18 protein-coding genes are annotated in these 25136 nt (G+C 69.5%); 8 read left to right on the forward strand and 10 right to left on the reverse strand.

All coding sequences use genetic code 11. The features are described 5' to 3' along the window. Positions 1-20: 20 nt before the first annotated feature. Positions 21-1133, reverse strand: a complete 1113-nt coding sequence (locus tag AC1DBE_RS04750) for a YlbL family protein (RefSeq protein ID WP_476878646.1) — start codon at positions 1131-1133, stop codon at positions 21-23. A gap of 235 nt (positions 1134-1368) precedes the next feature. On the opposite strand from AC1DBE_RS04750, the gene AC1DBE_RS04755 reads away from it, so the two are divergent. Then, a complete protein-coding gene (locus tag AC1DBE_RS04755) occupies positions 1369-2838 on the forward strand; it encodes a zinc-dependent metalloprotease (protein ID WP_476878647.1) in 1470 nt (489 codons plus the stop codon). A gap of 25 nt (positions 2839-2863) precedes the next feature. Here AC1DBE_RS04755 and AC1DBE_RS04760 read toward each other — a convergent pair whose 3' ends face one another. The 3 genes from AC1DBE_RS04760 to nudC form a co-directional block, all read right to left on the reverse strand. Then, positions 2864-3508, reverse strand: a complete 645-nt coding sequence (locus AC1DBE_RS04760; protein WP_476878648.1) for a M48 metallopeptidase family protein — start codon at positions 3506-3508, stop codon at positions 2864-2866. Next, positions 3508-5598, reverse strand: coding sequence for an ATP-dependent DNA helicase UvrD2 (locus tag AC1DBE_RS04765; protein WP_476969804.1), 2091 nt, complete (start codon positions 5596-5598; stop codon positions 3508-3510). Before AC1DBE_RS04765 ends, AC1DBE_RS04760 begins: the two co-directional genes overlap by 1 nt. 207 nt (positions 5599-5805) lie before the next feature. Continuing rightward, positions 5806-6912, reverse strand: a complete 1107-nt coding sequence (gene nudC / locus AC1DBE_RS04770; protein WP_476878649.1) for an NAD(+) diphosphatase — start codon at positions 6910-6912, stop codon at positions 5806-5808. A gap of 215 nt (positions 6913-7127) precedes the next feature. Here nudC and AC1DBE_RS04775 point away from each other — a divergent pair, with 215 nt between their 5' ends. Beyond that, on the forward strand, positions 7128-8483 hold the full coding sequence (locus tag AC1DBE_RS04775; RefSeq protein WP_476903056.1) for a phosphotransferase: 1356 nt from the start codon (positions 7128-7130) through the stop codon (positions 8481-8483). 42 nt (positions 8484-8525) lie between these two features. On the opposite strand, the gene AC1DBE_RS04780 is transcribed toward AC1DBE_RS04775, so the two are convergent. The 3 genes from AC1DBE_RS04780 to AC1DBE_RS04790 form a co-directional block, all read right to left on the reverse strand. Beyond that, positions 8526-11957: an ATP-dependent helicase gene (locus tag AC1DBE_RS04780; protein WP_476969805.1), complete on the reverse strand. Its 3432-nt coding sequence runs from the start codon at positions 11955-11957 to the stop codon at positions 8526-8528. 119 nt (positions 11958-12076) lie between these two features. Next, on the reverse strand, positions 12077-15289 hold the full coding sequence (locus AC1DBE_RS04785; RefSeq protein ID WP_476969806.1) for an ATP-dependent helicase: 3213 nt from the start codon (positions 15287-15289) through the stop codon (positions 12077-12079). Positions 15290-15396: 107 nt separating this feature from the next. Next, positions 15397-15813 carry an MGMT family protein gene (locus tag AC1DBE_RS04790; RefSeq protein ID WP_476879501.1) on the reverse strand — a complete coding sequence of 139 codons (417 nt, stop codon included), beginning with the start codon at positions 15811-15813 and terminating at the stop codon, positions 15397-15399. A gap of 97 nt (positions 15814-15910) precedes the next feature. Between AC1DBE_RS04790 and AC1DBE_RS04795 the strand changes: the two genes are divergently transcribed. The 4 genes from AC1DBE_RS04795 (at position 15911) to AC1DBE_RS04810 (ending at position 19541) form a co-directional block, all read left to right on the forward strand. After that, a complete protein-coding gene (locus AC1DBE_RS04795; RefSeq protein WP_476879500.1) occupies positions 15911-16621 on the forward strand; it encodes an exonuclease domain-containing protein in 711 nt (236 codons plus the stop codon). 272 nt (positions 16622-16893) lie between these two features. Next, positions 16894-17919 (forward strand): methionine ABC transporter ATP-binding protein, encoded by a 1026-nt coding sequence (locus tag AC1DBE_RS04800; protein WP_476879499.1) that lies wholly within the window; start codon positions 16894-16896, stop codon positions 17917-17919. Further along, positions 17919-18590: a methionine ABC transporter permease gene (locus AC1DBE_RS04805; protein ID WP_476879498.1), complete on the forward strand. Its 672-nt coding sequence runs from the start codon at positions 17919-17921 to the stop codon at positions 18588-18590. The genes AC1DBE_RS04800 and AC1DBE_RS04805 overlap by 1 nt, the downstream gene beginning before the upstream one ends. A 108-nt stretch (positions 18591-18698) precedes the next feature. Next, the gene (locus AC1DBE_RS04810) at positions 18699-19541 is read left to right on the forward strand and encodes a MetQ/NlpA family ABC transporter substrate-binding protein (protein ID WP_476879497.1); all 843 of its coding nucleotides are present in this window, start codon (positions 18699-18701) and stop codon (positions 19539-19541) included. Between the two features lie 120 nt (positions 19542-19661). On the opposite strand, the gene AC1DBE_RS04815 is transcribed toward AC1DBE_RS04810, so the two are convergent. Further along, positions 19662-21071, reverse strand: coding sequence for an aminotransferase-like domain-containing protein (locus tag AC1DBE_RS04815; protein ID WP_476903057.1), 1410 nt, complete (start codon positions 21069-21071; stop codon positions 19662-19664). Between AC1DBE_RS04815 and AC1DBE_RS04820 the strand changes: the two genes are divergently transcribed. After that, positions 21070-21993 (forward strand): DMT family transporter, encoded by a 924-nt coding sequence (locus AC1DBE_RS04820; RefSeq protein ID WP_476969768.1) that lies wholly within the window; start codon positions 21070-21072, stop codon positions 21991-21993. The genes AC1DBE_RS04815 and AC1DBE_RS04820 overlap by 2 nt on opposite strands. Continuing rightward, positions 21993-22628 (forward strand): FMN-binding negative transcriptional regulator, encoded by a 636-nt coding sequence (locus tag AC1DBE_RS04825; RefSeq protein ID WP_476969769.1) that lies wholly within the window; start codon positions 21993-21995, stop codon positions 22626-22628. Before AC1DBE_RS04820 ends, AC1DBE_RS04825 begins: the two co-directional genes overlap by 1 nt. Here AC1DBE_RS04825 and AC1DBE_RS04830 read toward each other — a convergent pair. Beyond that, positions 22609-23538: a patatin-like phospholipase family protein gene (locus AC1DBE_RS04830; protein WP_476969770.1), complete on the reverse strand. Its 930-nt coding sequence runs from the start codon at positions 23536-23538 to the stop codon at positions 22609-22611. The genes AC1DBE_RS04825 and AC1DBE_RS04830 overlap by 20 nt on opposite strands. Before the next feature lie 266 nt (positions 23539-23804). Further along, complete coding sequence (hemL, locus tag AC1DBE_RS04835; protein WP_476878230.1) at positions 23805-25136, reverse strand: glutamate-1-semialdehyde 2,1-aminomutase; 1332 nt, start codon at positions 25134-25136, stop codon at positions 23805-23807.

Genomic DNA, 25136 nt, shown 5'->3' on the forward strand with positions numbered 1-25136 from the left:
TGCTTAGTTCCGCGGCCAGTCTAGTTGCTGGTGCAGGCAGGAAGTCCGGATGTGTCGGCCCCTGACGCGGCGAGCTCGACGGCGTGGCGTGCCTGGTCCAGGGTGGCCACCTTGACCACCTGCAGGCCGGCCGGGATGTGGCCGACGACGTCGTCGCAATTTGCCGCCGGGGCCAGGAACAACGTGGCGCCGCCGGACCTGGCGCCGACCATCTTCTGGCCAATGCCGCCGATGGGGCCCACGACGCCGTCGGGCGTGATGGTGCCGGTGCCGGCAATGTGTTTGCCGCCGGTCAGGTCACCCGGGGTCACAGTGTCCACGATGCCCAGGGCGAACATCATGCCGGCGCTGGGGCCGCCTACCTGGTCGAGTGAGATTTTTACGTCAAACGGGAATTTGAACTTGTACTGCAGCACGACGCCGAGGAGGTAGCGGCCGTTTTCGGACTTGGTCGGGGTGATGCTGAGCGGCAGCTGGCGGCCGTTGCGGTCCACGGTGACGGTGACCGGTTTGCCGTTTCCGGCCGCGAGCTGAGACTGGACCACGCTCAGGGCGGTGACGGGTTTACCGTCGATGGAGACCAGCACGTCGCCGTCCTCGATCTTGCCCTTCGAGGCCGACCCGTCCGGGACGCCGGCGATCTGCAGCTTCTGTTCGAAGGCGATGCCCAGTTCCTTCAGGGCGGAGGCCACCGCGTTCTCCTGCGAGGTGGTCATGGCCACGGCACTTTCCTGCTGCGACTGCTCCTTGGTGACGCCGCTGGGGAAGATCAGTTCCTCCGGGTAGACCGCCTTGGTGGGATTCAGCCAGGCGCTTAGGGCTTCAAAGACCGTCACCGGGCCGTTGGGGCCGCCGTCGACGTAGACGGTGGTCAGATCCAGGTTTCCTTTGGCGGGAAACGCCTCGTGGCCGGAGACGGTAATGACTGGTTTGCCGTGGTCGGATCCCAGGGTGTTGAACGTGGGGCCCGGGGATTCGATCACGTACGGCACCGGGAGGCTCATCGCCGCGAGCCCGAGGGCCAGCGACAGCAGGCCGGAGACCAGCATGGTGGAGGACCGGGTGGTGTTCTCGCCGCCGCGTTCGCGGGGCGCGGTTTCGCCGGCAGGCTGGCCGCCCTGGGTAATCGTCAATGAAGGACCTCTCCGTGCCGGCGCCTGGTGCCCTTGCGGATGCGACCGCGGCGCTGCGGCCGCGACCCCGTAGCCGGTCCGCAGCCTGCAAATATTCCAGCCTCTAACACTACGCGCTCGGGCACCGCGGGGGCTCTTTGCCGACAGCGAACGTGGCCCGGTTTCGGGAGACAGCCGCTGAGCCGGAGGGGTAGCGTGAAGTTGAGCACCAGTCACACCGACGATCGGCGGGATCATGACCTCTAACCCACTAACTCCGTCCAACGGGGACGACGAACCCAAGGATCCGCTGGCGGAAATGCTGCAGAACCTGATGGGCGGCAAGGGCATGGGCGACATCGATCCGGCAGAGCTTGCCAAAGCCGCCGGGCTGCCGGAGGATCCGAACCTGCTGGCGCAGATGTTCTCGCAGGTCCAGGCCATGATGAGCGCCCCCTCCGAGGGCCCGGTGAACTGGCAGCTGGCCCATGAGAATGCGCGTCGGGTCGCGGCCAGCGGATCCGATCCTTCCGTTACAGCCACCCAGTCACGCGAGGTGGATGAGGCCCTCCGGCTGGCCGAGCTCTGGTTGGACCAGGTCACCGGGCTCCCCGCCACCGGGCTGATCGGCCGCGCCTGGTCCCGCGCCGAATGGGTCGAGGAGACGCTGGGCACCTGGAAGCGGCTGACCGAGCCGGTCGCCAACAGCATCGCCAACGCACTTTCCTCCGCCATGACCGAGCAGATGCCCGAGGAAATGAAGTCCATGATGGGCGGCGCCTCCTCGATGCTGCAGAACATGGGCGGAGCCATTTTCGGTATGCAACTTGGCCAGGCCATCGGCGCGCTCTCCGCCGAGGTGGTCAGCTCCACCGATATCGGTGTCCCGCTGGCCGACCTGGAGATGGCATTGTTGCCGGCCAACGTGGCGAAGTTCGGCGAGGGCCTGAGCCTGCCGGAGAACGACATTCGCCTGTTCCTCGCGGTCCGCGAGGCTGCCCACGCGCGCCTGTTCGTGCAGGTCCCCTGGCTGCGCGGCCACCTGCTCGGGGCGATCGAGGCCTACGCCCGCGGCATCCACATCGACACTTCCAAGATCGAGGAGCTCGCCCGGGACCTGGATCCCAGCAATCCCGAGGGCATCCAGGAAGCGTTGTCGCAGGGTGTCTTTATGCCGCAGCGGACCCCCGCGCAGGACCAGGCGCTGGAGAAGCTCGAGACCGCCCTTGCCCTCGTGGAGGGCTGGGTTGATGAGCTAACGGCCGCGGCGACCGGCAAGATGCTCCCCTCCGCGGCTGCGCTGCGCGAGACTGTGCGCCGCCGGCGGGCCACCGGCGGACCCGCGGAGCACGCGTTCTCGTCCCTCGTCGGCCTCGAACTCCGGCCCCGCAGGCTGCGCGAGGCCGCTACGCTATGGGCCCAGCTCAAGGAAGAACGCGGCGCGGAGGGCCGCGATGCCATCTGGCAGCACCCCGATCTGCTGCCCACCGCCGAGGACCTGGACGACCCCAAGGGCTTTAGCGAACGCCGCAAACTGGCCGAGGCCAGTGATACCGAAGTCGACGATGCCCTGCAGAAACTGCTCAGCGGCGGGTTCGACACCACCGGTCCGGAGCAGGACGGGACTGCCGGGGCCGCGGGAACTGATGGCCCCGCCGGGCCTTCCGGTGATGTGCCCGGCAACGAACCCGGTGACAAACCCGGCGACGGCAGCCCGAAGGCCTAACCGGCCCGTCCACGCCGGGGCGAACCTAGCGCAGGGCCGGGTCCCCGGCGTCGGCGGCCGGACCGGCGCCGTCGACGTCGTCCTCCCCCTCGGCCGGAAGGCCGCGGGCGGTGGCGAAGGAAACGCCTTCCAGGAACGCCTTGGCCCGCTCAGTCTCCGGGTAGGCCGCCAGCAGCCGCCAGAACGCGGCGTTGTGCGCTGCCACCAGCAGGTGTGCCAGCTCGTGCAGCAGCACATAGTCAATGACCCACTGCGGCATGGGCTGGAGCTTGTGCGAAAGCCGGATGGTCCCTTCGGACGGCGTGGCCGAGCCCCAGCGCGAATTCTGGTTGGTCACCCAGCGCACGGACGCCGGCACGGCCCTGCCGCCGAGGTAGCGAGCGGAGAGCTCGCTGGCCCGGGCGGCAAGCTCCGCGTCGCTGCCGGCCCGGCGTTTGCCGGCAGCTTTAGGGCCACGGGTGCCCTGGACCCGGAGTTTTTCCAGCATGCGGTGCACCCACTCGCGTTCCTGGGCGCCGCTGAAATGCGCGGGGATGGCAACGACGGCGGTCCCGTTCTCCCAGAATGCGGCCACCGTCCTGCGCCGCCGGGCCGAGCGGCGCACCTCCACCGGGGCGCCGTCGGCAGTGGTCAGCGGGGTGCCCCCGGTGTCCGCCAGACTGCGGGCCATCAGAGGCTGGAGCTTTCCACGAGGACCGTCAGCACGGCCTCGCCGTACTTCTCCAGCTTTGAGGCGCCGACGCCGGGCAGGGTTGCCAGCTGTTCGAGGGACTCCGGACGCGCCTCGGCAATGGCTGTCAGGGTCGCATCGGTGAAGACCACAAAGGCCGGGACGTCGGCCCCCAGCGCCGTTTCCTTCCGCCACTGCCGCAGCGCGTCGAACGTCTGTTCCTCATAGCTCGGCGGGCACTGGTTGCAACGGCCCACTTTTCGTTCGGCGCCTGAGGAGAGCATGCTGCCGCAGACCCGGCACGACGCCGGCACGGCCGCTTTACGGCGTGGCGCCGAGCCCTTACCACGGACGGTGGAGCTGGCCACCGAGTCGGGCCGCAGCCCGTCGAGGAACCGGGACGGCTTCCGGTTGGCCCGGCCGCCGGGGGTCCTCGCGGTGGACCAGGACAGGTGCAGGAATTCCTTGGCGCGGGTGACGCCGACGTAGAGCAGGCGGCGCTCCTCGTCCACGGATTCCGGAGTGTCCGCGAATGAGATCGGCATCAGGCCCTCGCTGAGTCCGACCAGGAACACAGCCTCCCATTCCAGGCCCTTGGCGGCGTGCAGGGAGGCCAGCGTTACGCCCTGCACTGTCGGGGCGTGCTGGGCGAGGGAGCGTTCCTGCAGCTCGTTGACAAAGTCGGCGAGGCTGAACTGCGCTCCCCTGCTGACTACCAGCTCGTCGGCGAGGGCCACGAGCGCGGCGAGCGACTCCCACCGTTCCCGGAGTGCGCCGCCGTTATGCGGGGCCGCCTCGGTGTAGCCCAGGGATGAAAGAATGTCGCGGACCAGCTGGCCGAGCGGCTCCGGTTCAGCGGTTTCGGCGACGGCCCGGGTCGCGGCACGCAGCTGAAGGATCGCGTCGCGGACTTCCTTCCGGGCGAAGAACCTTTCGCCGCCGCGCAGCTGGTAGCCGATCCCGGCGGACGCGAGGGCCTGTTCGTAGGCCTCCGACTGGCCGTTGGTGCGGAACAGCACGGCGATCTGGCTGGCCGGCGTTCCGGCGTCGAGGAGCTCTCGGATCTTCACGGCCACCGTGGCTGCCTCGGCCTCGTCGTCCGAACATTCCGTGAACTGCGGCGCCGGGCCGGCCGGCCGCTGCGCCACAAGCTGCAGCGGCGTCGCCCAGGCGGCATCGGCCACGGGTCCGCCGCTGCGCCGGCCGGCCAGCAGCTGGTTGGCGAGCCTCACCACCTGCGGCGTGGACCGGTAGTCGCGGATCAGCTTGACCACGGTGGCGTCCGGGTACTGGGCTTTGAAGCCGAGCAGATGCTTCGGCGAGGCGCCCGTGAACGAGTAGATGGTCTGGCTCGCGTCGCCGACGACACAGAGATCATCCCGGCCACCCAGCCACAGTTCGAGGAGCCGCTGCTGCAGCGGCGACACGTCCTGGTACTCATCCACCACAAAATGCCGGTACTGCTCCCGTACCGTGGCGGCGACCTTCGGATCCTCCTGCAGGATGCCCACCGTAATCAGCAGGACGTCCTCGAAGTCGATCACGTTCCGGTCCGTCTTGACGTCCTCGTAGGAGTGGAAGACCCGCGCGACGGTTGTCAGGTCGAAACCGCCGGGCGTGCCTCTGCCCCGGGCTTTTTCCAGGTAGTTGGCGGGGGTGAGCATGGAAACCTTGGCCCACTCGATCTCGGAGGCGAGGTCCCGGATGGAGGCACGGTCGGTGCTGAGCCTCAGGCGGCGGGCCGCCTCGGCAATCATCTGGGCCTTGTGGTCCAGCAGATTAGGCAGTGCCCCGCCGATGGCCTGCGGCCAGAAGAACTGCAACTGGCGCAGCGCGGCGGCGTGGAAAGTACGGGCCTGGACACTGCCGACGCCGAGGTCCCGGAGCCGGCTGCGCATTTCCGCGGCGGCCCGGGCGGTGAAGGTGACGGCCAAAAGACGCTGCGGGCTATAGACGCCGGAATGCACTCCGTAGGCGATGCGGTGGGTAATGGCCCGGGTTTTGCCGGTGCCGGCTCCGGCGAGCACACACATCGGCCCGTTCAGGGTGCTGGCTACCTCGCGCTGTTCCGCGTCAAGGCCGCCAAGGATCCTGTCCTCGAGGGAGCGGCTGTCCTGGTCCGGGGCCTCCGCGGCCGGGCTGCCGTGGTGCGCCTGTCCACTGGGGAGGTCGCTGGAAGGAAAAATCTCAGTGTTCACTTCTGCTGCTTAGTTGTTGGAGGGTGCGCGGGGTTGGGCCGCGCCATGGGTCCCGCGGGAAGCCGCCAAACGGTGTCCCGGGGTGCTGGCACACGCGCGTTAGGTAGTATCCGGGCGGTCCTGGATAACGCCCCCGTACCAGTGTTCGATGAGGGCGCGCGCAATGGAGAGCCTGCTGGAGATGACGATTTCGCCGCTCAGCACGGCTTCCTGGAGCTCCTGCCGGCTGAACCAGCGCGCCCGGGTGACCTCGACGCCGTCGGGCGTGGCCTCCGTGTCCGCCGTCGTCGCGGTGAAGCCGAGCATCAGGGAGGCCGGGAAGGGCCAGGACTGAGAGCCCAGGTATTGGGACGCGGTCACCCGGACCCCGACTTCTTCGCCGATTTCGCGGACCACGGCCTGTTCGAGGGATTCGCCCGGCTCAACGAAGCCGGCAAGGGTCGAATAGTTCCGGGCATCGAGCGGGCCGCCGCCGCCGAGCAGCAGCCGGTCGTCCGGGCCGACGACGGTGACGATGATCGCCGGGTCCGTGCGGGGATAGTGCTCGGAGTTATCCGACGGGCAGCGCCGGACCCAGCCGCCGGCTTCCGGGACGGTGGCGGCGCCGCACCGGGGGCAGTGGGTGTGGGTGGCGTGCCAGTTGGCGATGGCGCTGGCCTCAATAAACAGGGCGGTGTCGATCGGGTCCAGCTGTGCGGCCACTTCGCGGAAACCCGCCCACTGGGCTCCGGCGGGGATGCCGTCGACGTGCGGCTCGAACGGCTCGGCGCGGACTTCGAACTGTTCGGGAAGGATAAAGAGCAGGAACTGGGTGCCGGCCGCGGTGCCCGCCCCGGGGAGCGCGCTGCCGAGGTAGACCACGTGTTCGGGGGCGTAGTCGGTTCCCCTCAGCCGCTGGGCGAGCGCGGCCGCGTCCAGGAAGACGAGCCCGTTGCCGCTGACGAGGGCCTGGCGCCGCGACAGCACCATCGCCTGCACGCCGCTGGTGCGGAGCAGTTCGTCCAACATCTCCGGCTTCAGCCGGGCCGCGGAGCCCCTGTCAATGAGGGCCGGGCGGACCGGCAGTACCGTGTCCCGCAGGTGGTTGGCGGGGTGGCTGTCCGGTAGGTGGTCTGCTGTTGCTGCCCCGCCCGCGCGCGCAGATTCAGGATCAATGTGTCCGGTACTGTGCCCGGCGCCGGACTCCGGTGACTCCGCAAGACTCATGTACCCACCGTACCGACCCCCGCCGACAATTGACATTTTCAGGCGCCGTCGCGGGGGCGGCCACCGCCGGCGTCGGCCCGGCATCCGGGCTGCCGATGCGCCGGCGTCGGACTGCCAGCTTGTCTGGCAAGGCTTCCTGCGCTATTTCGTGCCGATCTTTCAGACTCGCCGTGATGCATCGCCGTCTTGGGCGCGGGTCAATCTACCGTGGAAGCGTGAGAAGAGAACCCATCGAACTGGCAGCCGTAGCAACTGCGGCAGTTCCCGGCCTGACCCCGACCGCCGTGAGCTCCGCTCCGGACGATCCGGCAGACTTCGATTCCGCCCTTCTCCTGGACTCCGAAGGCAAGCGCTGGCGGGTGCGTTCCCCCCGCCACGCCGAGGCCAGCGCCCGGCTGGAAACCGAGTTCCTGGTTCTCCGAGCTTTCACCCCCGGCATCCGCGCCGAACTTCCCTTCCTGATGCCCACCGTGGCTGGAACCGTCCGGCAGGGGACGCTGAGCACGTTCGTCTACTCGCACCTTGGCGGCTCCACGCGTTCGGTGGAGGACCTCAGCACGGGTTCCGCAGCCCTGGCAGGAGAGTTGGGCGCCGCCCTGGCTGCCATCCACGACCTTCCGCATTCGCTGGTCAGCAATGCCGACCTGCCAAGCTACACGCCGAACGAGTTCCGCCAGCGCCGGCTGAACGAGCTCGACCAGGCCGCCACCACTGGCAAGATTCCCGCGCTGCTGCTGCGCCGCTGGGAGCACGCGCTGGAAGACGTCTCGCTATGGCGCTTTAATCCCAGCGTGGTGCACGGCGACCTGCACGAGGACAACCTGCTGGTCGACGGGTCCCGGGTCACGGCGGTCACCGGATGGACGGATCTGCGGATCGGGGACCCCGCCGACGACCTGGCGTGGCTGGTCGCGTCCAACAACCAGGCTTTTGTGGATGCTGTGGTGGCGCATTACACCTCCAGCCGCCGGGACGTTCCTGACGCGCACCTGCTGCGCCGCGCCGCGCTGTCCGCGGAGTTCGCCCTGGCGCAGTACCTGGTCAAGGGCCTTGCCGCCGGCGACGAGGACATGATCAGTGAGGCCGAGTCGATGCTGGAGGTCCTGGCCGAGGACGTGGCCGAACACGGCGGGCAGCCCATCAGCGTTGAGCCGCTGCCGCAGCCGGCGGTCACGGTCCAGCCGATCGACACTGCTGGGCCCGATGACATTGCTCGGCCCAACAACCCTGCTGAACCCAATGTCACTGCTGAGCCTAACGTCGCTGCCAAGCCAAACGTCACTGTTCAGCCGATCGGTGGAACGTCGACCGCGGTGCACGTCACTCCGATTCCCAGCGATGAGGTCCCCGCCGTGGCACCGGACGACCACGCCCCGGCCGGCGACCACGATCCTGGGGCCGGGGTCGACGACGCCAGTACGTCCGCCGCGGAGGCGGACGCCGCAACGGATGCCACCTCGGATGCCGACAGCGAGGACCGGCGCGATCGTCCGACGCCGTCTGCGGCCGATGACACCTCCACCACGGCCCTCACGGTGGTTCCGTCGAGCGGCACAACCCGCACCAGCTAGCCCCGCCGTACCAGTTAGCGCCGCCATACCAGTTAGCCCTGCCTAGCCGGCCAGCGCCGCGGCGACGATCCCTTCGAGCTGCTCCGCGGAACCAAGATCGTGGGGCCGGACCACGGCGTTGTCCGCCACGTAGTAGAACGCGGCCCGGACCTCGTCCAGTGGAACACCTTTCAGCCGGGACCACGCCAACCGGTACACGGCGAGCTGCACGGCTTTGGTCTTAAGTTGACCCGCCGAGGGCCGCCGCCCGGTCTTCCAGTCCACCAGGTCCCAGCCGCCGTCGGCGTCGCGGAAGACGGCGTCAATACGGCCACGGACCACGACGTCGCCGATCCGGGTTTCCACGGGAACCTCAACGTGCGCCGGCGCCCGGTGGGCCCATTCGGACTGGCGGAAGGTCTCCACCATGGCATCCAGGCCGTACGCCTCGTCAATGTGGTTATCCGAGCCCGCGGCTTCGCCAAGGTCCAGCATTCCGGTGGTGCCAAAGTACTCCTCAACCCAGGCATGGAAGGCCGTGCCCTTGCGGGCGGACATCCCCGGTTCGCGGGGAACCGGCCGCCGGAGCCTGGCCACCACGGCGGCCGCGTCCTCGTCCAGGTCCACCAAGGTGGACGCGGAAATGTGCCCCGGGAGATGGATGTCCTGGCCCGCGGACCGAAGGGAGCGCCGTTCCAGGAGCGTTGCCGCTTCCTGAGCCCACCCGGCGGCAGGCCCGCGCTGCGCCCGGGCTCCCGGCGCCGTACCGGGCACCCCTCCAGGAACCAGCCCGGGCAGGGATCCGGCATCCTGGCGCTCCAGCCTTTCCCGGACGGCGGCGGCAGCGGACTCCATCGCTGCCCGGCGCCCCGGCACGAGGCGGAGCCGGGCTCCGGTCTGCGGGTGCACGGGACCTTCCAGGGGGTCGTACGGCCACAACGCGACCTCAAGTTCGGACGTCAGCGGACTCTCCTCCGGCAGCGCGTCCTCGGCGACGGAGAGCGGGTGGATCTCCGCTGTGCCGGCTGCCGGGAGGACCTCGAGGTCTGTCAGGAACGGGGACATCTCAGCCAGTCCGGCCCGCGAACCCACCCAGGCCGCGCTGGATACCCAGAGCACATGTTTGGCCCGGGTGTAGGCCACGTAGGCGAGGCGGCGTTCCTCCGCCTCGCCGTGGGCCTGCACGGCCGACTTGAATTCCTTCTCGGCGTCCAGCCAGCCTTTCTGGTCCGGCTGATCCAGGTCCCACTGCGGCAGGTCGGCCCGGTCGCCACGCAGGGGCCACGGAAGCGCGGCGGATCCACTGCTCCAGCGCGAATCCCGGCTGCTCGGGAAGGCCCCGGCGTTCAGGCCCGGGACAAACACCACGTCCCATTCCAAGCCCTTGGAGGCGTGGACCGTCAGGAGCTGGACTGCCTCGTGGTTGACTTCGGGCGCTGCGGCATCGAGGCCGTTCTCCTCCGCCGCAGCCGCTTCCAGCCAGGCAAGGAATGCCAGCACATCCACGCGGTGCGAGGTGTGCAGGAATCCAGCCGCTGCGTCCTGGAAGGCGTCCAGGTTGCGCCGCGCCTGGTGGATGCTGATGCCGGGCCGGGCCGCGACTTCGATGTCCAGGAGCATGGCCCGCTCCACCTCGCCGAGCAAGGTACTGAGGTCGTCGCCCATAAAGCTCCGCAATTGCCGGAGCTCCGCCGAGAGCCGCTGCAGCCTCTCCTGCGCTTCCGGGCTCAGGCGGCGGCCGTGCGCGGATGTCCAGTCCGGGCGGGGCAGCCAGTCCAGCGCCTCGACGAGGCTCGCGGCGTCCGTCAGGTCACCCTCGATGACCGCCGCCGCGTCGTCGTCCGTGGCGGGATCGGCGTCGGGGTCCCCGCTCCCGGGAGAACCCGGGCGGCCCCGGCGCCTGGCCAAGTGGCTCGACCAGTCGCGGAAAGCCATCAGGTCCCCCGGGCCGATCCGCCAGCGCGCGCCGGCCAGCAACCGCATAAGGGAGTCCGAGCGGCCCGGATCGGCCAGCACCCGGAGGGTCGCCACGAGGTCGACGATTTCGGGGGTGTCCAGCAGGCCGCCGAGTCCGACAATTTCGTAGGGAATGCCGCGCGCCTCGAATTCGCGGCGGATGCACTCCATCTGGGCCCGGCGGCGGCACAGCACGGCCATGGCGGGCGGCTCCGGCTCGGCTTGGTCGGCGTTGAAGTCCGTGCGGCGGAACTTCAGGACGTCGGAGGCGATGGCCGCGGCCTCGTCCTCGTCAGTGCCGAACCGGCCCATCACCACCCGGCCCTGGACCGCGGCGGGGCTGGGCTGCAGCGGTGGGACCTCAACCGTCCCGGCGCTGTCCCGGGCCCCCGCTGCGCCGGTCTGGGCCGCCGCCTTGCTCAGCGGGGCCGAGATGACGTTCGCGGCCTGGAGGATGTTCCGGCCGTTGCGCCAGGCGGTGGTCAGGTACGACGTTGGAGCGAGCGCGAACGCCGGCACGCTGCCGGCATCGCGGGTGCCGCTGCCGGCCACCTTGACCGGGAATTCGCGGACAAAATGGAAGAGCTGGCCCGCTGACGCGCCGCGGAAGCCGTAGATGGACTGGTTGGGATCCCCCACCGCCGTGACGGCGTGGCCGTCGCCGAACAACCGGGAGAACAGGACCAGCTGGGCGTGGGAGGTGTCCTGGAATTCATCCAGCAGCACCACTTTGTAGCGCTGGCGCTCGGTCTGGGCGGCGACCGGGATCTCGTTGGCCACCCGGGCCGCGAGGGCAACCAGATCGCCGAAGTCCAGAGCGCCGCGGGCCCGTTTGGCCTCCGCGTACCGGCCCACCATCTCCGCGACGCTGGCGCGGGTCCGGAGCAGTGCGCTGAGGTCGCCCGCGGCCTGGGTCGGGTTTTTCCGGGCGGTGGCGAGGTAGGGAAGGGCTTCGAACTCACTGACCCGCTCCAGCAGCCATGCCCGGACCTGCATGGGATCCTGCAGGTGTTCGGCGCACTCCCCGGCGAGCTGGATGACCGCCTTGACCAGTGTGGATTTGGCCGCGCGGAAGTGCTGGTAGTCGCCGTCGAAAGCCTCCACCACCTCACTGGCGAGCTGGAAGGACTGGGCGCCGCCGAGCAGGACCACGTCCCGTTCCACGCCCAGCCGCAGGCCGTAGTCCGAGACAATCCCGCTGGCGTAGGAGTGGTAGGTGGAGACCTTGGGTTCCAGCGCGTCCGTACTCAGCAGTCCGGCGGGGAATATCTTGTGCCCGGGATCAGCGGCTGCGATCCGTGCCAGCGCAGCCAGTTTGGCCCGGATCCGGGTAGCGAGTTCGCCGGCGGCCTTGCGGGTGAAGGTCACGCCGAGGACCTCCTCCGGCCGGACCCAGCCGTTGGCGACCAGCCACACCACCCGGTCGGCCATGGTGGCGGTCTTGCCCGATCCGGCCCCGGCGATGACGAGCCGGGGCGCCAGCGGCGAGGAGATGATCAGTGATTGTTCGGCGGTGGGGCTGTTCTTCTCCCCCAGCATGGCCGACAGTTCCTCTGGGCTGAACCGGGGCTCGGGCAGCGGTGCCGGCAGGGCCCCGCCCGGCTCCACAGCGCCCGGATTCACAGCTGCGTCCCGGCCGTCCGTCACGGTCTGGTTGTTCATTCGGTGACCTGCTTTCCGCGGGCGCAGAGGGGGCAGACTTCCGGGAGCCTGCAGCCGTGGCCGCCGTGGCCGCCTTTGGCGGGGTCGTGCCGGGCTTCGAAGGTGCTGCCGGACATCACGCGGGCGGCCTCGCCCACCAGATCCAGCGCCCAGTTCGCGTCCGGATCGAGCGGCGGCTGGCTCTGCACGCCCGGGCTCTTGGTGCTGGTGCCGAGCTGGGCCAGCACGGCACCGCCGGGCAGCGGGGGCGGTCCGTCGTCCGGGCCGGTGAACCCTCCTGCAAGCACAGCGGCCTGGTAGGCCCCCAGCTGCGGATGGCGTTCCAGCTCCGCTTTGCCGGGCTGGCGCTTCCCGGTCTTGAGGTCCACCACCACCAGGCGCCCGTCGGCGTCGATCTCCAGCCGGTCCACCTGGCCCCGCAGCACGGCGGGCCGGGCCGGCCACGCCTCGCCGGTCCCGGGAGTCTCCGCGGGGGCTACGTCGGGAAGCTTCACTTCAAAGTCCTGCTCGACGCCGAGCAGGCTGCGGCCCTCGCTCCGCATGACCAGCACGTACTGGGCGAGCTTACGGACCATGGTCTCGGCCCGCTGGTAATCGAGTTTCCCTTCCCAGTTGTCCTTCATGCCCAGGGACGGCCAGCGCTTGAGGAGCTCGGCCACGTACTCGCCTCCCGAGGCATCGGGGAGGTCCTGGGCGATGGCGTGAACCAGGGTTCCGAGGCTGCGCGCGAAATCCGTGGCGGCTTCTCCGCCGGCCGCCTGCACAAACCAGTCCAGCGGCGACTTCTGCACCGTCTCCACCTTGGAGGGTGAAACGAAGACGGTGCCGCCGGGCGGCACCACCGGCTCCGTCGATGACAGCGGCGCCAGCCCCCACCAGTCGGCCGGATGCGCTCCCGGGACGGGCGGCTGCGCGGCCGCGAGCGCGCCGAGGACGGCAGCCGCCTCGGCCGCGTCGCTGTGTCCGCCGTCGAGCTGGGCGTACTGGCGCAGCTCCGCGACCAGCGCGCGCAGGGTCAGCGGCCGTTCCACCGGGGTGAATCCGCGGCGGTCCTGATCCGGAGGCAGGGGTGAGACGTAATCTAGGAAGGAGGACGGCTGTTCATCCTCGGAGGAGACGGCGGTGCAGACCAGCACTTCCCGGGCGCGGGAAACCGCAGTGGAAAAGCTGCGGAGCTCGTCGTAGCGGATCTCGCGGAGCCGGCTCATCGGATCCAGCTGCAGGGCGTACTGGACTCCGTGTTCGACGGCGTCGGCGAACAGGGTGCTGCCGAGCAGTTCGCCGCGGAGCCGGGTGTTGGGCCACACGCCTTCCTGCAGCCCAGGGACGATCACCACCGGCCATTCGCGTCCCGCCGCGCTGGCCGGCGTCATAAGCTCCACGGCGTCTTCCAGCTGTGCGCGGGCCGCCAGCGTGTCCATGGGAAGTTCCTGGCTGACCAGGTACTCGAGGAACTGCTCCGGGCCCGATCCGGGGAGCTGGTCCACGTACCGTTCGGCCGTGTGGAACAGGGCCATCATGGCGTCCAGGTCCCGGTCGGCACGGGCTCCGGCGGCCCCACCGGAGAGGGCTGCCTCCGTCCACCGGCGGGCGAGGCCGGTGGAATGCCACAGGGCCCAAAGGACGGTCTCGGCGTTGCCACCGGGGGCGCCGGCGGCCTCGCGGCCGGCCTGGATCATCCTCGCGACCCGGCGGGCGGAGTGCCCCTCGATGCCAAGGGTGGCCAGGGCACCCGGCTCAAGCAGCGCCTCCACGAGGAGCGCGTCGCTGGTCCGGCCGCCGCCGCCCAGGAGCTCTTCTCGGCGGAGGGACTGGCGGAGCCGGCGCAATTCGATGGAGGTTGCGCCGCCGATCCTTGAAGTCAGGAGCGAGACGGCGGCTTCGGGGGTCAGGACCGCGGGGTCCAGGGCGACGGCGTACGCGTCCAGCAGCGGCCGGACGGCCACCTCGTCCCGGACGGCGGATTCGGCCACCGGGATCCGGACCGGGATGCCCTGGCCGGCGAGGTGGCGCTGCAGCTGGCTGAGCTGGCCGCCGTTACGGACGATCACGGCGATGTCCGAGAGGTCCCGGCCGTCGTTGAGCTGCGCTTCCAGGATGCGCTGGGCGACGTAACGCAGTTCATGCACAGGGGAGGGCAGCAGGTGCGCCTCAACAACCCCGCTGCCTCCGGATGCCGGCGGGTGCGGCTGCTCGAGCCGGCGAGCCGAGGAACCGCCTGACCGCAGCGAAATCCGCTCGGCGACGCCCTGCCAGGCGTCCGCGACGGCCGGGCTGTGGCGGTGGGCCGTCCACAGCGGCCGCTCCAGCACAGTGCCCCCGGCGGGGGCAAGCAGCCGGGGCAGTTCGGCTACCAGGTCCGGCCGGGCGCCGCGGAACCCCTGCACCACGGTGTCCGGGGACGACGTGACAAGGGCGTCCTTTCCGGCGGCGATGTCGGCGAGCAGTTCGAAGACGGCGGGGTTTGCCTCCTGGATGTCATCGACAAGGATCAGCTGGAGCCGGTCCCGCTCGGCGGCCAGGAAGCCGGGCGCGTCCTGGAAGATCTGGCGTGCCGCCGTAATGATGCCGGCCGGGTCAAAGGATTCGGGCATCCGCAGGTCCAGGACGTCCCGGTACTCGGCGTACAGGGCCGCCGCGGCCGTCCAGTCGGGCCGGCCGCAGCGCACCGCGAGGTCCGCGAGGTCTTCTGCAGTGCGCCCGGATTCGATGATCCTGTCAAACAGCTGGCGGACCTCCTGCCGGAAGCCGCGGGTCTGCAGGGCCGCGCCGAGGTCCTCCGGCCACGGAAGCTCCAGCCCCGGCTGGGCATGGCCTTCGAGGAGTTCCTTGATGATGAGGTCCTGTTCCGGCCCGGAGAGCAGCTTCGGGGCACGCGGCAGGGGAAGGATGCCCTCGGCTTTGGCCCGACGGATCAGGTCGAAGGCGTAGGACGCCCAGGTGCGGGCCGGCGTCGTGCTCAGGCTGCGGTCCAGGCGCGCCGTGAAGCGGTCACGCAGCGCATCGGCGGCAAGCCGGTTGGGAGCCAGGATCAGGATCCGTTCCGGATCCACGCCCTCGTGCTGCGCCCGGCGTACCGCGGCTTCCACCAGCACCGTGGACTTGCCGGTGCCGGGCGCCCCGGGAACCAGCACCGGGCCCGAGCCGTGGCGGAGCTCGACGGCGTCGCGCTGGTCCGGGGAGAGCACCGGGACGACGCTGTGCTGCATCCGGGGCGGCAGCAGCCGTAGCCCGGTTCCGCCACCCGGGGTTCCGGGCGCGGCCGGGCGGGAGCGGTTCTGGCTGGTGGAGGTGGGGCTGGTGGTGGTTGAGCTACTCACACGGTCATTTCATCATTGGGGACCGACAATCTATGCAGGTCGCGTTCGAGCCGCTCGGCGAGGGCGTCAATCCGGTCGAAGTCCTGCTCCGACGGCGCCCACCGTGCTGCCGCGAGGTCCACCCGCCACCGGCCCTCGCCGGTTTTCCTGTAGTCCTCATAGCTGCCGCGCAACGGCGTCCCCTCGGCCAGGTAAAGGCCGAGGGCCTCGTATTCGTGGCCGGGTGGGGCGTCCCCGTTGGCCTTGAGGATCCGCCACCAGGGAACGGCGCTGCCGTGGTGGCTCATGACGGAGCCGACCTGGCGGGGGCCGCCGGAGCCAAGAAGTTCGGCAACATCCCCGTATGCGACGGCGGTACCCGCCGGCACCATGGCCGCCAGCTCCAGCACTGCCTCAACATACTCCGTCCGCATGCACCCAAGGTTACCGTCGCGGAGCGCCACGGACCGTCGTCGGACCTCACCGCGGGGCGTTGCCGGAAGTGTCGGTGGCAGCGGGTAGCGTTGAAGTATGAGCACCTGGCATACCCTTCCGCGCGCAGCGTTTGACCTCGAAACCACCGGCCGGAACTCCCGCGCGGCAAGGATCGTCACGGCCTCCGTCACCGTGGTGGATGCCGACGGTGCGGTCATCAAGGAACACGAATGGCTCGCGGATCCCGGGGTGGAGATTCCCACCGAGGCCAGCGACGTCCACGGTGTCACCACCGAGCAGGCCCGCCGGGAGGGACGGCCTGCCGCCGAGGTGACGCGGGAGCTGGCTGCCGTCCTGCAGGAACTGTTCGACGACGGGGTCCCCGTAATCGCCTTCAACGCCAGTTACGACTTCACGGTGCTCGCCGCGGAGTCGGCCCGCTACGGTGTGCCGCAGCTGAGCCGCTTCCCGGTGCTGGACCCGTTCATCATGAACAAGCAGGTGGACCGCTACCGCAAGGGCAAACGGACACTGACCGCCCTTTGCGAGGAGTACGGGGTCAACCTGGACAACGCGCATACCTCGGCGGCCGATGCCCTGGCTACCCTGCGGGTGCTCGATGCCATGGCCGGAAAGTTTCCCAAGCTGCGGATGCCGGCCGGGAATCTGCACCAGCTCCAGATCGAGTGGGCGTCGGCCCAGGCCACGGATTTCCAGAGTTACCTGCGCAAAACCAAGCCCGCGGCCGTGATCGAGGGCGACTGGCCGGTTCTGCCTCCCGAGGACGCGGGCCGGGGCGACTTCTAGCCCCCTCACCGCCCGGCACCAAGTAGCTGGGACGGAGATCACAGCCGCGTCCCTGCTCCCTGCGGCTCCTTAGGGCACCCCGGGATTCCGCGGTGCGCCCAACCCCGCACCCCATTCCCGCCACCCGGCGCCGAATCCGAAATTTCCTGCACCCAAATTCCCTTTGTGACGAATGTTATGCGCGAGTGGATGCCATTTTGCCCCGCTGACATAATTTAGTTCAGAACAGGGCGTGTGTTATTCCGCGCCCAAATCCGACCGCCAAGGGATAAATGATCACAGTTACCGACCTTCGCAAGGTCTACCGGCAGGGCAAAAAGGAAGTGGTGGCGCTGGACGGCGTCACACTCTCCGTGCCCAAAGGCTCGATCCACGGGATTATCGGCCACTCCGGTGCCGGCAAGTCCACCCTGGTCCGCTGCCTGACCCTGCTGGACCGCCCCACCTCCGGCTCCGTCAGCATTGACGGCACCGAGCTCAGTTCCGTGCGGGACTCCGAGATCCGGGCTGCGCGGCGACGCATCGGCATGGTCTTCCAGCACGCGAACCTGATGGACTCCCGGACGGCGGCCGGCAACGTGGCGCACCCGCTGGAACTGGTGAAGACCCCCAAGGACAAGATCCGCGCGCGCGTGGCCGAGCTCCTGAAGCTGGTGGGGCTCGAAGGATTCGAGAACGCGTACCCGTCCCAGCTCTCCGGCGGCCAGCGGCAGCGCGTCGGCATCGCCCGGGCACTCGCCACGGATCCCGAGGTGCTGCTGTGCGACGAGCCAACCTCGGCCCTGGATCCCGCTACCACCGAGGAGATCCTGGACCTGATCCAGGATCTGACCCGGCGGTTGCAGCTGACGGTGCTCATCATCACCCACGAGATGAACGTCGTGAAGCGCGTCTGCGACTCCCTTTCCCTGCTGTCCCGCGGCCGGATCATCGAACACGGGGCCCTGCAGGACGTCGCGGGCGAACTCGACAGCAAGCTGGCCCGCGCACTGCTTCCGCTGCCGCCGTCGGAACCCCTGCACGGCGCGCTGCAGCGCGGGCCGGTCCTGGAAATCCTGTTCTCCGGTGAGAGCGCCAGGGAGCCCGTCCTGACCGGCGTCGCCCGGCACTTCGACATGGATTTGAACGTCCTCGCCGGCAGCGTCGAGACCCTTGGCGGCCAGCAGTTCGGCCACCTCCGCGTCCAGCTCGCCGAGAACGCCGACTTCGACGCCGTCCTGCGCTACCTGCACGATCGCGGCATCAGCGCAAAGCGCGTGTCCGCCGAGGCTGCAGCGGCGGAAGAAGGAGTGAACTAATGAATGACATTTTCGGTAACCCCGTCCTGGTCCGGGCCCTCCCCGACGCAATCGTGGAAACGTTGCAGATGGTCGGCATTTCGGCTTTCTTCACGGTGCTGATCGGCCTGCCGCTGGGCGTTTTCCTGCACGTCACCGCTCCCGGCGGCCTGCGCCCGATGCCTGTTACCAACCGCATCCTCAGCGACGTGATCGTCAACATCACGCGTTCCATCCCGTTCGCGATCCTGATGGTTGCCCTCATTCCGCTGGCCCGTGCGCTGACCGGGACGAGCCTGGGCCCGATCGCCGCGTCCGTGTCCCTCTCCATCGGCACCATCCCGTTCTTCGCCCGGCTGGTCGAATCCTGCCTGCGCGATGTGCACCACGGCAAGATCGACGCCGCCCAGGTGATGGGGTCGACCACCATGCAGGTCATCAGCAAGGTGATGCTGCGCGAATCACTGCCTGCCCTCGTTGCAGCCATCACCACTACGGTGGTGACCCTCGTGGGCTACTCCGCTATGGCCGGCCTCGTCGGCGGCGGCGGGCTGGGCAAGCTGGCCTACAACTACGGCTTCCAGCGCTTCGACGTCACGGTCATGATCGTCACCATCGTCCTGATCGTCGTCCTCGTCCAGGTCATCCAGCTCGTCGGCGAGCGGGTTTCCCGCAGCCTCGACCACCGCTGAGCCAGGCACCAAACCACCACAGCCTTGCAGCGGGTAGCCGCCCTCTGCACCTGCGCGGACCACGGCCCGCCGTCGTGTCCTCCGCCTCTTTCGAAAGGAACGCATCCGATGCGTAAGTCACTCACCCTCCTGGCCACCGGCATTGTCACTGCCCTGGCGCTGACGGCTTGCGGTGGTTCCTCCACCCCCAGCGCCCAGGTCACGACCCTGGATCCGGCCAAACCGGCCACCCTGAAGGTCGGCGCCAGCCCGGTTCCGCACGCCAAGATCCTTGAATTCATCAACCAGGAACTCGCCCCCAAGGCCGGCCTGAAGCTGGACATCAAGGAGATCGAGGATTACCAGACGCCGAACACCGCGCTGAGCGACGGTTCCCTCGACGCGAACTTCTACCAGCACCTGCCGTGGTTCGAGGACCAGGTCAAGACCAAGGGCTACAAGTTCGGCCACGGCACCGGCGTGCACATCGAGCCGTACGCCGCGTTCTCGGAAAAGATCAAGAACATCAAGGATCTCAAGGACGGCGCCAAGGTTGCCATCACGAACGATCCCTCCAACCAGGTCCGCGCCCTGAAGGTCCTCCAGGTGGCCGGGCTGGTCAAGGACATCAAGGATGACAGCACCGTGCTGACGCTCAGCGATGAGCAAAACCCGAAGAAGCTCCAGTTCTCCGAGAACCAGCCGGAACTGCTGATCAACGACCTCAAGGACCCGTCGGTGGACCTGGCCCTGATCAACGGCAACTTCATCCTCAAGGCCGGGCTGAGCACCAAGAACGCCCTGGCGGTGGAGTCCGTGGACAACAACCCGTACGCCAACTTCCTGGCCTGGCGTGAAGATTCCAAGGACGATGCTCGGATCAAGAAGCTCGACGAGCTGCTGCACTCCCCCGAGGTCAAGGCCTTCATTGAGAAGGAATGGCCCAACGGTGACGTGACTCCGGCCTTCTAGTCCGGACCGCAAGTCAACTTTCGGCACCCGCCATGGCGGGTGCCGAAGGTGTTTAAGGACGACGACGGCGGGTGCGGCTCCGGGGGCGGCGCAACCGCCGGCGGGTGGCGGCCGGGCCCGTCAGGCGGTGTCGGCGAGCGCCTCACCGAGGATGCGGGCGGCTTCCGGGAACCGTTCGGGGTTCTCGCCCGAGTAGTTCAGCCGGATGTAGGGTCCCGCCGGTTCGGCCGGGAACCACTCGGTCCCGGGTGCGATGACCACCCCGCGGGCCTCGCACTCCCTGGCGAGGCGGGAGACCTCCGTTCCCTCGGGCAGGCGGACCCACAGGTTCAGCCCGCCGGCGGGAATGTGTGCGATTTCGGCCGCCGGGGCGTACTGCCGGAGGCTGTCCACAAGGGAGTCCCGGCGTCCCCTCAGCTGCTGCCGGAATCCCCGCAGATGGCCGCGCCAGCCCGGCTGGGTGACGACGTCGAGGGCTGCGGCCTGCAGGAGGCCGCTGACATACATGGATTCGGCGGCGCGGTCGGCAAGGATCCTGTCCCGGGCCGGCCCGCGGGCGATGACCGCAGCGACCCGGAGCGCGGGTGAGACGCTCTTGGTGAGTGACCGGAGGTAGATGACATGGCCGTCGTCGTCAGCGGCGGCCACGGGCCGGGGTTCGGAGTCGATCGCGAGGTCATGGGCCCAGTCGTCCTCAATGAGGAAGGCTCCATGCCGCCGGACTGTCTCCAGCACGGCCCGCCCGGTTTCGGCAGGCCACTGGGCGCCGGTGGGGTTCGCGAACGTGGGCTGGGCGTAGAACCCGCGCGCGCCGGTCGCACGGAACGCCCTGTCCACCTCCTCCGGGTCGGGTCCCTGCGCCCCCGCGGGAACCGGAACCAGGACCACCCCGGCCTGCTCCGCCGCCAGGATCGCACCCCAGTAGCTCGGCGACTCGATCAGGAGCGGCTGCCCGGGGCCGATCAGCGCACGGAAGATGGAGCTGAGGCCGCTTTGGCTGCCCGAGATGATCAGGGCATCCCGGACCGACGGCGCCCGGACACCGGCGGGTGCGGCGTCGGCAAGTTCCTGGGCAAACCAGGCCTGCAGTTCCGGAAGACCCGCCACCGGAGACCGGGTCAGGGAAGCCTCAGTCCGCGCGGCGCGGGCGACGGCGGCGCGCACCAGGCGCTCGGGCAGTAATTCCTTGGCGGGGTAGCCCGAATGCAGCCCGATCACGTCCGGGGCGGGCACGCGCTGGGTCGATGACAGGAGCATCGACCGGCGCGGCGGGGCGCCCAGCGCTGCCGTTTGCCAGCCGTAGTCGGCACCCCGGGTGGGCCGTACCGTGCGCACAAATGTCCCCACGCCCGGCCTGCTCTCCACGAGGCCCGCGGCCGCGAGGAGGCGCATCGCCTTCTGCACCGTGACCGGGCTCGCGGCATATTCGGCCATCAGTGCCCGGTTGGACGGCACCTGGGCTCCCGGCGGAGCCTGGGCAATCCAGCGCCGCAAGCCGGAGACAATCCGGTCAGTGCTATCGTTGTTCATGACAGTACATAGTAGCGTTATCGTCCCAGTCGGGAAAGCGTTACCCGGCCGGTCCGGTCTGGGCTGGGGACTGCTCGGCGTCGCCGCGTTCTCCTTCACCGTGCCCCTCACCCGCGTCGCCACCGGCGGGTTCTCTCCCCTGTTCATCGGCACAGGCCGGGCCGCCGTCGCGGCCGTCCTCGCCGTCGCCGCCCTCGCGCTGACCCGGCAGCGGCTGCCCGGCAGGACGCAGTGGGCCCGGCTGGCGGTTGTCGCCGGCGGCGTCGTGGCCGGATTCCCCCTCCTCACCTCCTTCGCCTTGACCACGGCTCCGGCCAGCCACGGGGCCGTGGTGATCGGCCTGTTGCCTGCGGCCACCGCCGTCGCCGCCGTCGTTCGCGGCAAGGAACGCGTCACGGTCGCCTTTTGGACTTTTGCCGCGCTGGGGGCAGCCGCGGTCCTGGTCTTCGCCGCCCTGCAGAACGGCGGCCTCAGCGGGTTGGGCTGGTCCGACGCGCTCCTGGTCGCTGCCGTAGCGGCAGCCGCCGTCGGCTACGCGGAAGGCGGCCTGCTCGCGCGGGAGATCGGGTCCTGGCAGACCGTTTCCTGGGCGCTGGTCCTGGCGGCCCCCGTGATGGCGGCAACCTCGCTGGCCGCCCTTGCCGCGCAGCCCCCGACAGCCACCGGGCCGGAGTGGCTGGCCTTCGCGTACCTCGCCGTCGTCAGCATGTTCCTGGGCTTCTTCGCCTGGTACCGCGGCCTCGCCATCGGCCCCATGGCGAAGGTCAGCCAAGTGCAGCTGGTCCAGCCGGTCCTGAGTCTTCTCTGGGCCGCCCTCATCCTGCGTGAAGAACTCACATGGTCCACGCTGGCCGGAGGTATCACGGTGATCCTCTGCGCCGGCCTGGCCGTCCGCACCCGCCTCAACAGAAAGTCCGTCTAATGCGCCACAGCCCCCATTTCCTGATGACCGACCCCGCTGCAGTGAAGCGCCTCATCCACGGCAACCCCTGGGCCACGTTCGTTTCGGCGACCGCGAAGGGCCTGGTCGCCTCGCACTACCCGGTCCTGGTTGACGACTGCGACGGCATCACCATCGTCAGCCACTTCGGACGCCCCGACGAAACACTTCACGAGCTCGGGCAGCACGAGATCCTGGTCATCATCCAGGGCCCGCACGACTACATCTCCCCCAGCTGGTACGCCCCCGGCGACCTCATTCCGACCTGGAACCACATCACGGCCCATCTCTACGGGACCCCGGAGATCCTCGGCGAGGAGGAGAACTATGCCATGCTCTCCCGCCTCACCGACCACTTCGAACAGCACCAGCCGGACGGCCGCAGCCTTGCCGAGAATGAAGCGGGCACCCGCCGGGCCGCGAAAGGCACGGTTGGCCTGCGCATGCGGGTCGACCGATTCGACGCCCGCGCCAAGCTGAGCCAAAACAAGTCCCCCGAGGTGGCGGCGAACATCACCGCACACGTCCGGGACCACAACCCGGCCCTCGCCCAGGAAATGCAGCGCCTGCACGGCGGCGGGCCTGGCGTGGGCCAGGTCACCCCCAGAAACCGGTGAGCTGGCCGGCGAGGAGCGTGCCTTGGGTGTACCCGGCCCGGGCCGCCGCTGGGCGCAGCGACGGATCCATCGCGTTGGCACCGAACAGATGCTCCGCTGCGCTGTCCGGGCCCACCGTTTCGACCCTGGCGCCATGGGACCGCAGTTCGTCGGCCTGGGCTGCCAGCTGCATGCCCCAGGCCAGCGGCATCCGGGTTCGTCCGCCGAACGGGGACAGAACCAGCACCTGCTGGTAGCCGGCCGCAAGGTCGGCGTTCTCGTTGCGGCGGTAGCCGCCGTCGATATACCGGCGCTTCCCGATCGTGTAGGCGAAGCCGCTGGAACAGCTGGCGGCGACGGCGTCCGCCAGCTCGACTCCGCTGTGCCGGTCAAACACCACCGGTTCACCGGTTTCGGCATCGACGGCGGTGATCAACACCGCACGGTCCGGCCAGTCCTGCCGCGGCAGCCGTGCGGCGACAGTGTCCCGCCACTGCGCCTGGCGGGACCCGTCCGAGGACGCAGCGAGCGCCAGTGCCGCTGCGCCCATCCTGCGGCGCATGTCCGCCGCGTCCTCGGCCGCGCCGATGATTCTGTCGGTTCTTTCCAGATGGTTGACCACCTGCCCGGTCGGCCCGGGTTGTCCGCCCGAGCCCCTGGGGCCGGTCCGGCGCGGAGGTACGGCGGCGAGCGTGGCGGCAAGAAGTTCGCCAGGTGTTGCGCCGGCTATCTGGGCTGCGGCAGTGGATCCTGCGGACGTGCCGATCAGCAGATCGGCCCCGTTGACGTCCAGTCCGGCGTCGAACAGTCCGGCGACGACGCCGATCAGCCATGCGTTGCCGGTGGACCCGCCCCCGCCCAGGACGAGTGCACGACGGCCCGGAGTGTGCGGAACTGAAGTGTGGGAAGTTGAAGCTGGTGTGGTGTTCATGGGAGTCGCCTTTCGCGTTTTTGCCTGGCGGGCGCTCCCAGCTGCGACTATGCCCGTCGCGCGATCGTTGACTTCAGGGGAGCACCCATTGTGGATACTGCGGACATGGGTCTCACCTCCTGTGGTTGATTTACGATCACCGGAATATTCGCACACGGTCGCCGCCGTGCGCAATGGGCATCGGCGCGGCGCGGGATAGCCGGCTGGCCGCGCCGGGGTCGCCGGGCCGGGCCGGGCTTACTGGCCCGGCCCGCCGCGGCCCCCGCTTACGGCTGCGCGGCCGCGGCGGCCTTTGCTGCTGCCGGCAGGGCGTCGAAGATCCGGTTCATCGCGGCGTCGTCGTGCGCGGCGGAAAGGAACCATGCCTCGAAAACGGACGGCGGCAGGTACACCCCGGAGTCCAGCATCGAGTGGAAGAACGGCGCGTACCGGAAGACTTCCTGGCCCTGAGCGTCGTCGTAGTTGTGCACGCCGCGAGCCGACGTGCCGAAGGCGACGGAGAACAGGTTCCCGGCCCGCTGGATGGAGTGGTCCACGCCGGCGGTGTCCAACGCCGAGGACAGCGCGCCCGAGAGTTCCAGTGACCGGGCATCCACGAAGGAGTACACGTCCTTGGTGGCATGCGTGAGGGTCGCGACGCCGGCGGCCATGGCCACCGGGTTCCCGGAGAGGGTGCCGGCCTGGTAGACCGGGCCCACCGGGGCGAGGTAGTCCATAACCTCGGCACGCCCGCCGAGGGCCGCCGTCGGCATGCCCCCGCCGATGACCTTGCCGAAGGTCAGCAGGTCCGGGGTCCACGGTTCCGCGGCGTCGGCGGCCCCGCCGGTCAGGCCCCAGTAGCCGGAGTACCCGGTGCGGAAGCCGGTGAGGACTTCGTCGAGGATCAGGAGTGCGCCGTGCTCGCGCGTGATCCGGGCCAGCCCGGCGTTGAAACCCTCGCCGGGGGTGACCACACCCATGTTGGCCGGTGCGGCCTCGGTGATCACGGCGGCGATGTTGGGTCCGTGCGCCGCGAAGGCGGCTTCGACGGCGGCGAGGTCGTTGTACGGCAGCACGAGGGTCTCGGCGGCGGTGGCGGCCGTGACGCCGGCCGAACCCGGCAGCGCGAGCGTGGCGAGGCCGGAGCCGGCGGCCGCGAGCAGACCGTCCAGGTGGCCGTGGTAGCAGCCGGCGAACTTGATGACGAGGTTGCGTCCGGTGAAGCCACGGGCCAGCCGGATGGCGGTCATGGTGGCCTCGGTGCCGGTGGAGACCATCCGGACCCGCTCGGCTGCCGGAACACGTTCCTGGACGATGGCGGCGAGGTTCGCCTCGTCAGGGGTCGAGGCGCCAAAGGAGAGGCCGCGGTCGACGGCGGCGTGCACGGCCGCGAGGACGTCGGGGTGGGCGTGGCCCAGCAGCGCCGGCCCCCAGGAACAGACCAGGTCCACGTACTCGGCGCCGTCGGCGTCAGTCAGGTAGGCGCCCTTGGCGGAGACCATAAAGCGCGGCGTACCGCCCACAGAGCCGAAGGCACGGACCGGAGAGTTGACGCCGCCGGGCATCAGGCTGCGGGCGCGGTCAAAGAGTTCCTCGTTGCGAGGGTGGCTGGAAGTCAT

Source organism: Arthrobacter sp. 10T416 (assembly GCF_056394165.1).

Bases quoted from the DNA above. Each gene is read 5' to 3' on its own strand.
- AC1DBE_RS04785 (WP_476969806.1), bottom strand. From the start codon at position 15,289: ATGCAGCACAGCGTCGTCCCGGTGCTCTCCCCGGACCAGCGCGACGCC.
- AC1DBE_RS04800 (WP_476879499.1), top strand. From the start codon at position 16,894: ATGATCACAGTTACCGACCTTCGCAAGGTCTACCGGCAGGGCAAAAAG.
- AC1DBE_RS04815 (WP_476903057.1), bottom strand. From the start codon at position 21,071: ATGAACAACGATAGCACTGACCGGATTGTCTCCGGCTTGCGGCGCTGG.
- AC1DBE_RS04820 (WP_476969768.1), top strand. From the start codon at position 21,070: ATGACAGTACATAGTAGCGTTATCGTCCCAGTCGGGAAAGCGTTACCC.
- AC1DBE_RS04810 (WP_476879497.1), top strand. From the start codon at position 18,699: ATGCGTAAGTCACTCACCCTCCTGGCCACCGGCATTGTCACTGCCCTG.
- AC1DBE_RS04805 (WP_476879498.1), top strand. From the start codon at position 17,919: ATGAATGACATTTTCGGTAACCCCGTCCTGGTCCGGGCCCTCCCCGAC.
- AC1DBE_RS04755 (WP_476878647.1), top strand. From the start codon at position 1,369: ATGACCTCTAACCCACTAACTCCGTCCAACGGGGACGACGAACCCAAG.
- AC1DBE_RS04760 (WP_476878648.1), bottom strand. From the start codon at position 3,508: ATGGCCCGCAGTCTGGCGGACACCGGGGGCACCCCGCTGACCACTGCC.
- AC1DBE_RS04795 (WP_476879500.1), top strand. From the start codon at position 15,911: ATGAGCACCTGGCATACCCTTCCGCGCGCAGCGTTTGACCTCGAAACC.
- nudC (WP_476878649.1), bottom strand. From the start codon at position 6,912: ATGAGTCTTGCGGAGTCACCGGAGTCCGGCGCCGGGCACAGTACCGGA.
- AC1DBE_RS04830 (WP_476969770.1), bottom strand. From the start codon at position 23,538: ATGAACACCACACCAGCTTCAACTTCCCACACTTCAGTTCCGCACACT.
- AC1DBE_RS04825 (WP_476969769.1), top strand. From the start codon at position 21,993: ATGCGCCACAGCCCCCATTTCCTGATGACCGACCCCGCTGCAGTGAAG.
- hemL (WP_476878230.1), bottom strand. From the start codon at position 25,136: ATGACTTCCAGCCACCCTCGCAACGAGGAACTCTTTGACCGCGCCCGC.
- AC1DBE_RS04780 (WP_476969805.1), bottom strand. From the start codon at position 11,957: ATGCTGGGGGAGAAGAACAGCCCCACCGCCGAACAATCACTGATCATC.
- AC1DBE_RS04790 (WP_476879501.1), bottom strand. From the start codon at position 15,813: ATGCGGACGGAGTATGTTGAGGCAGTGCTGGAGCTGGCGGCCATGGTG.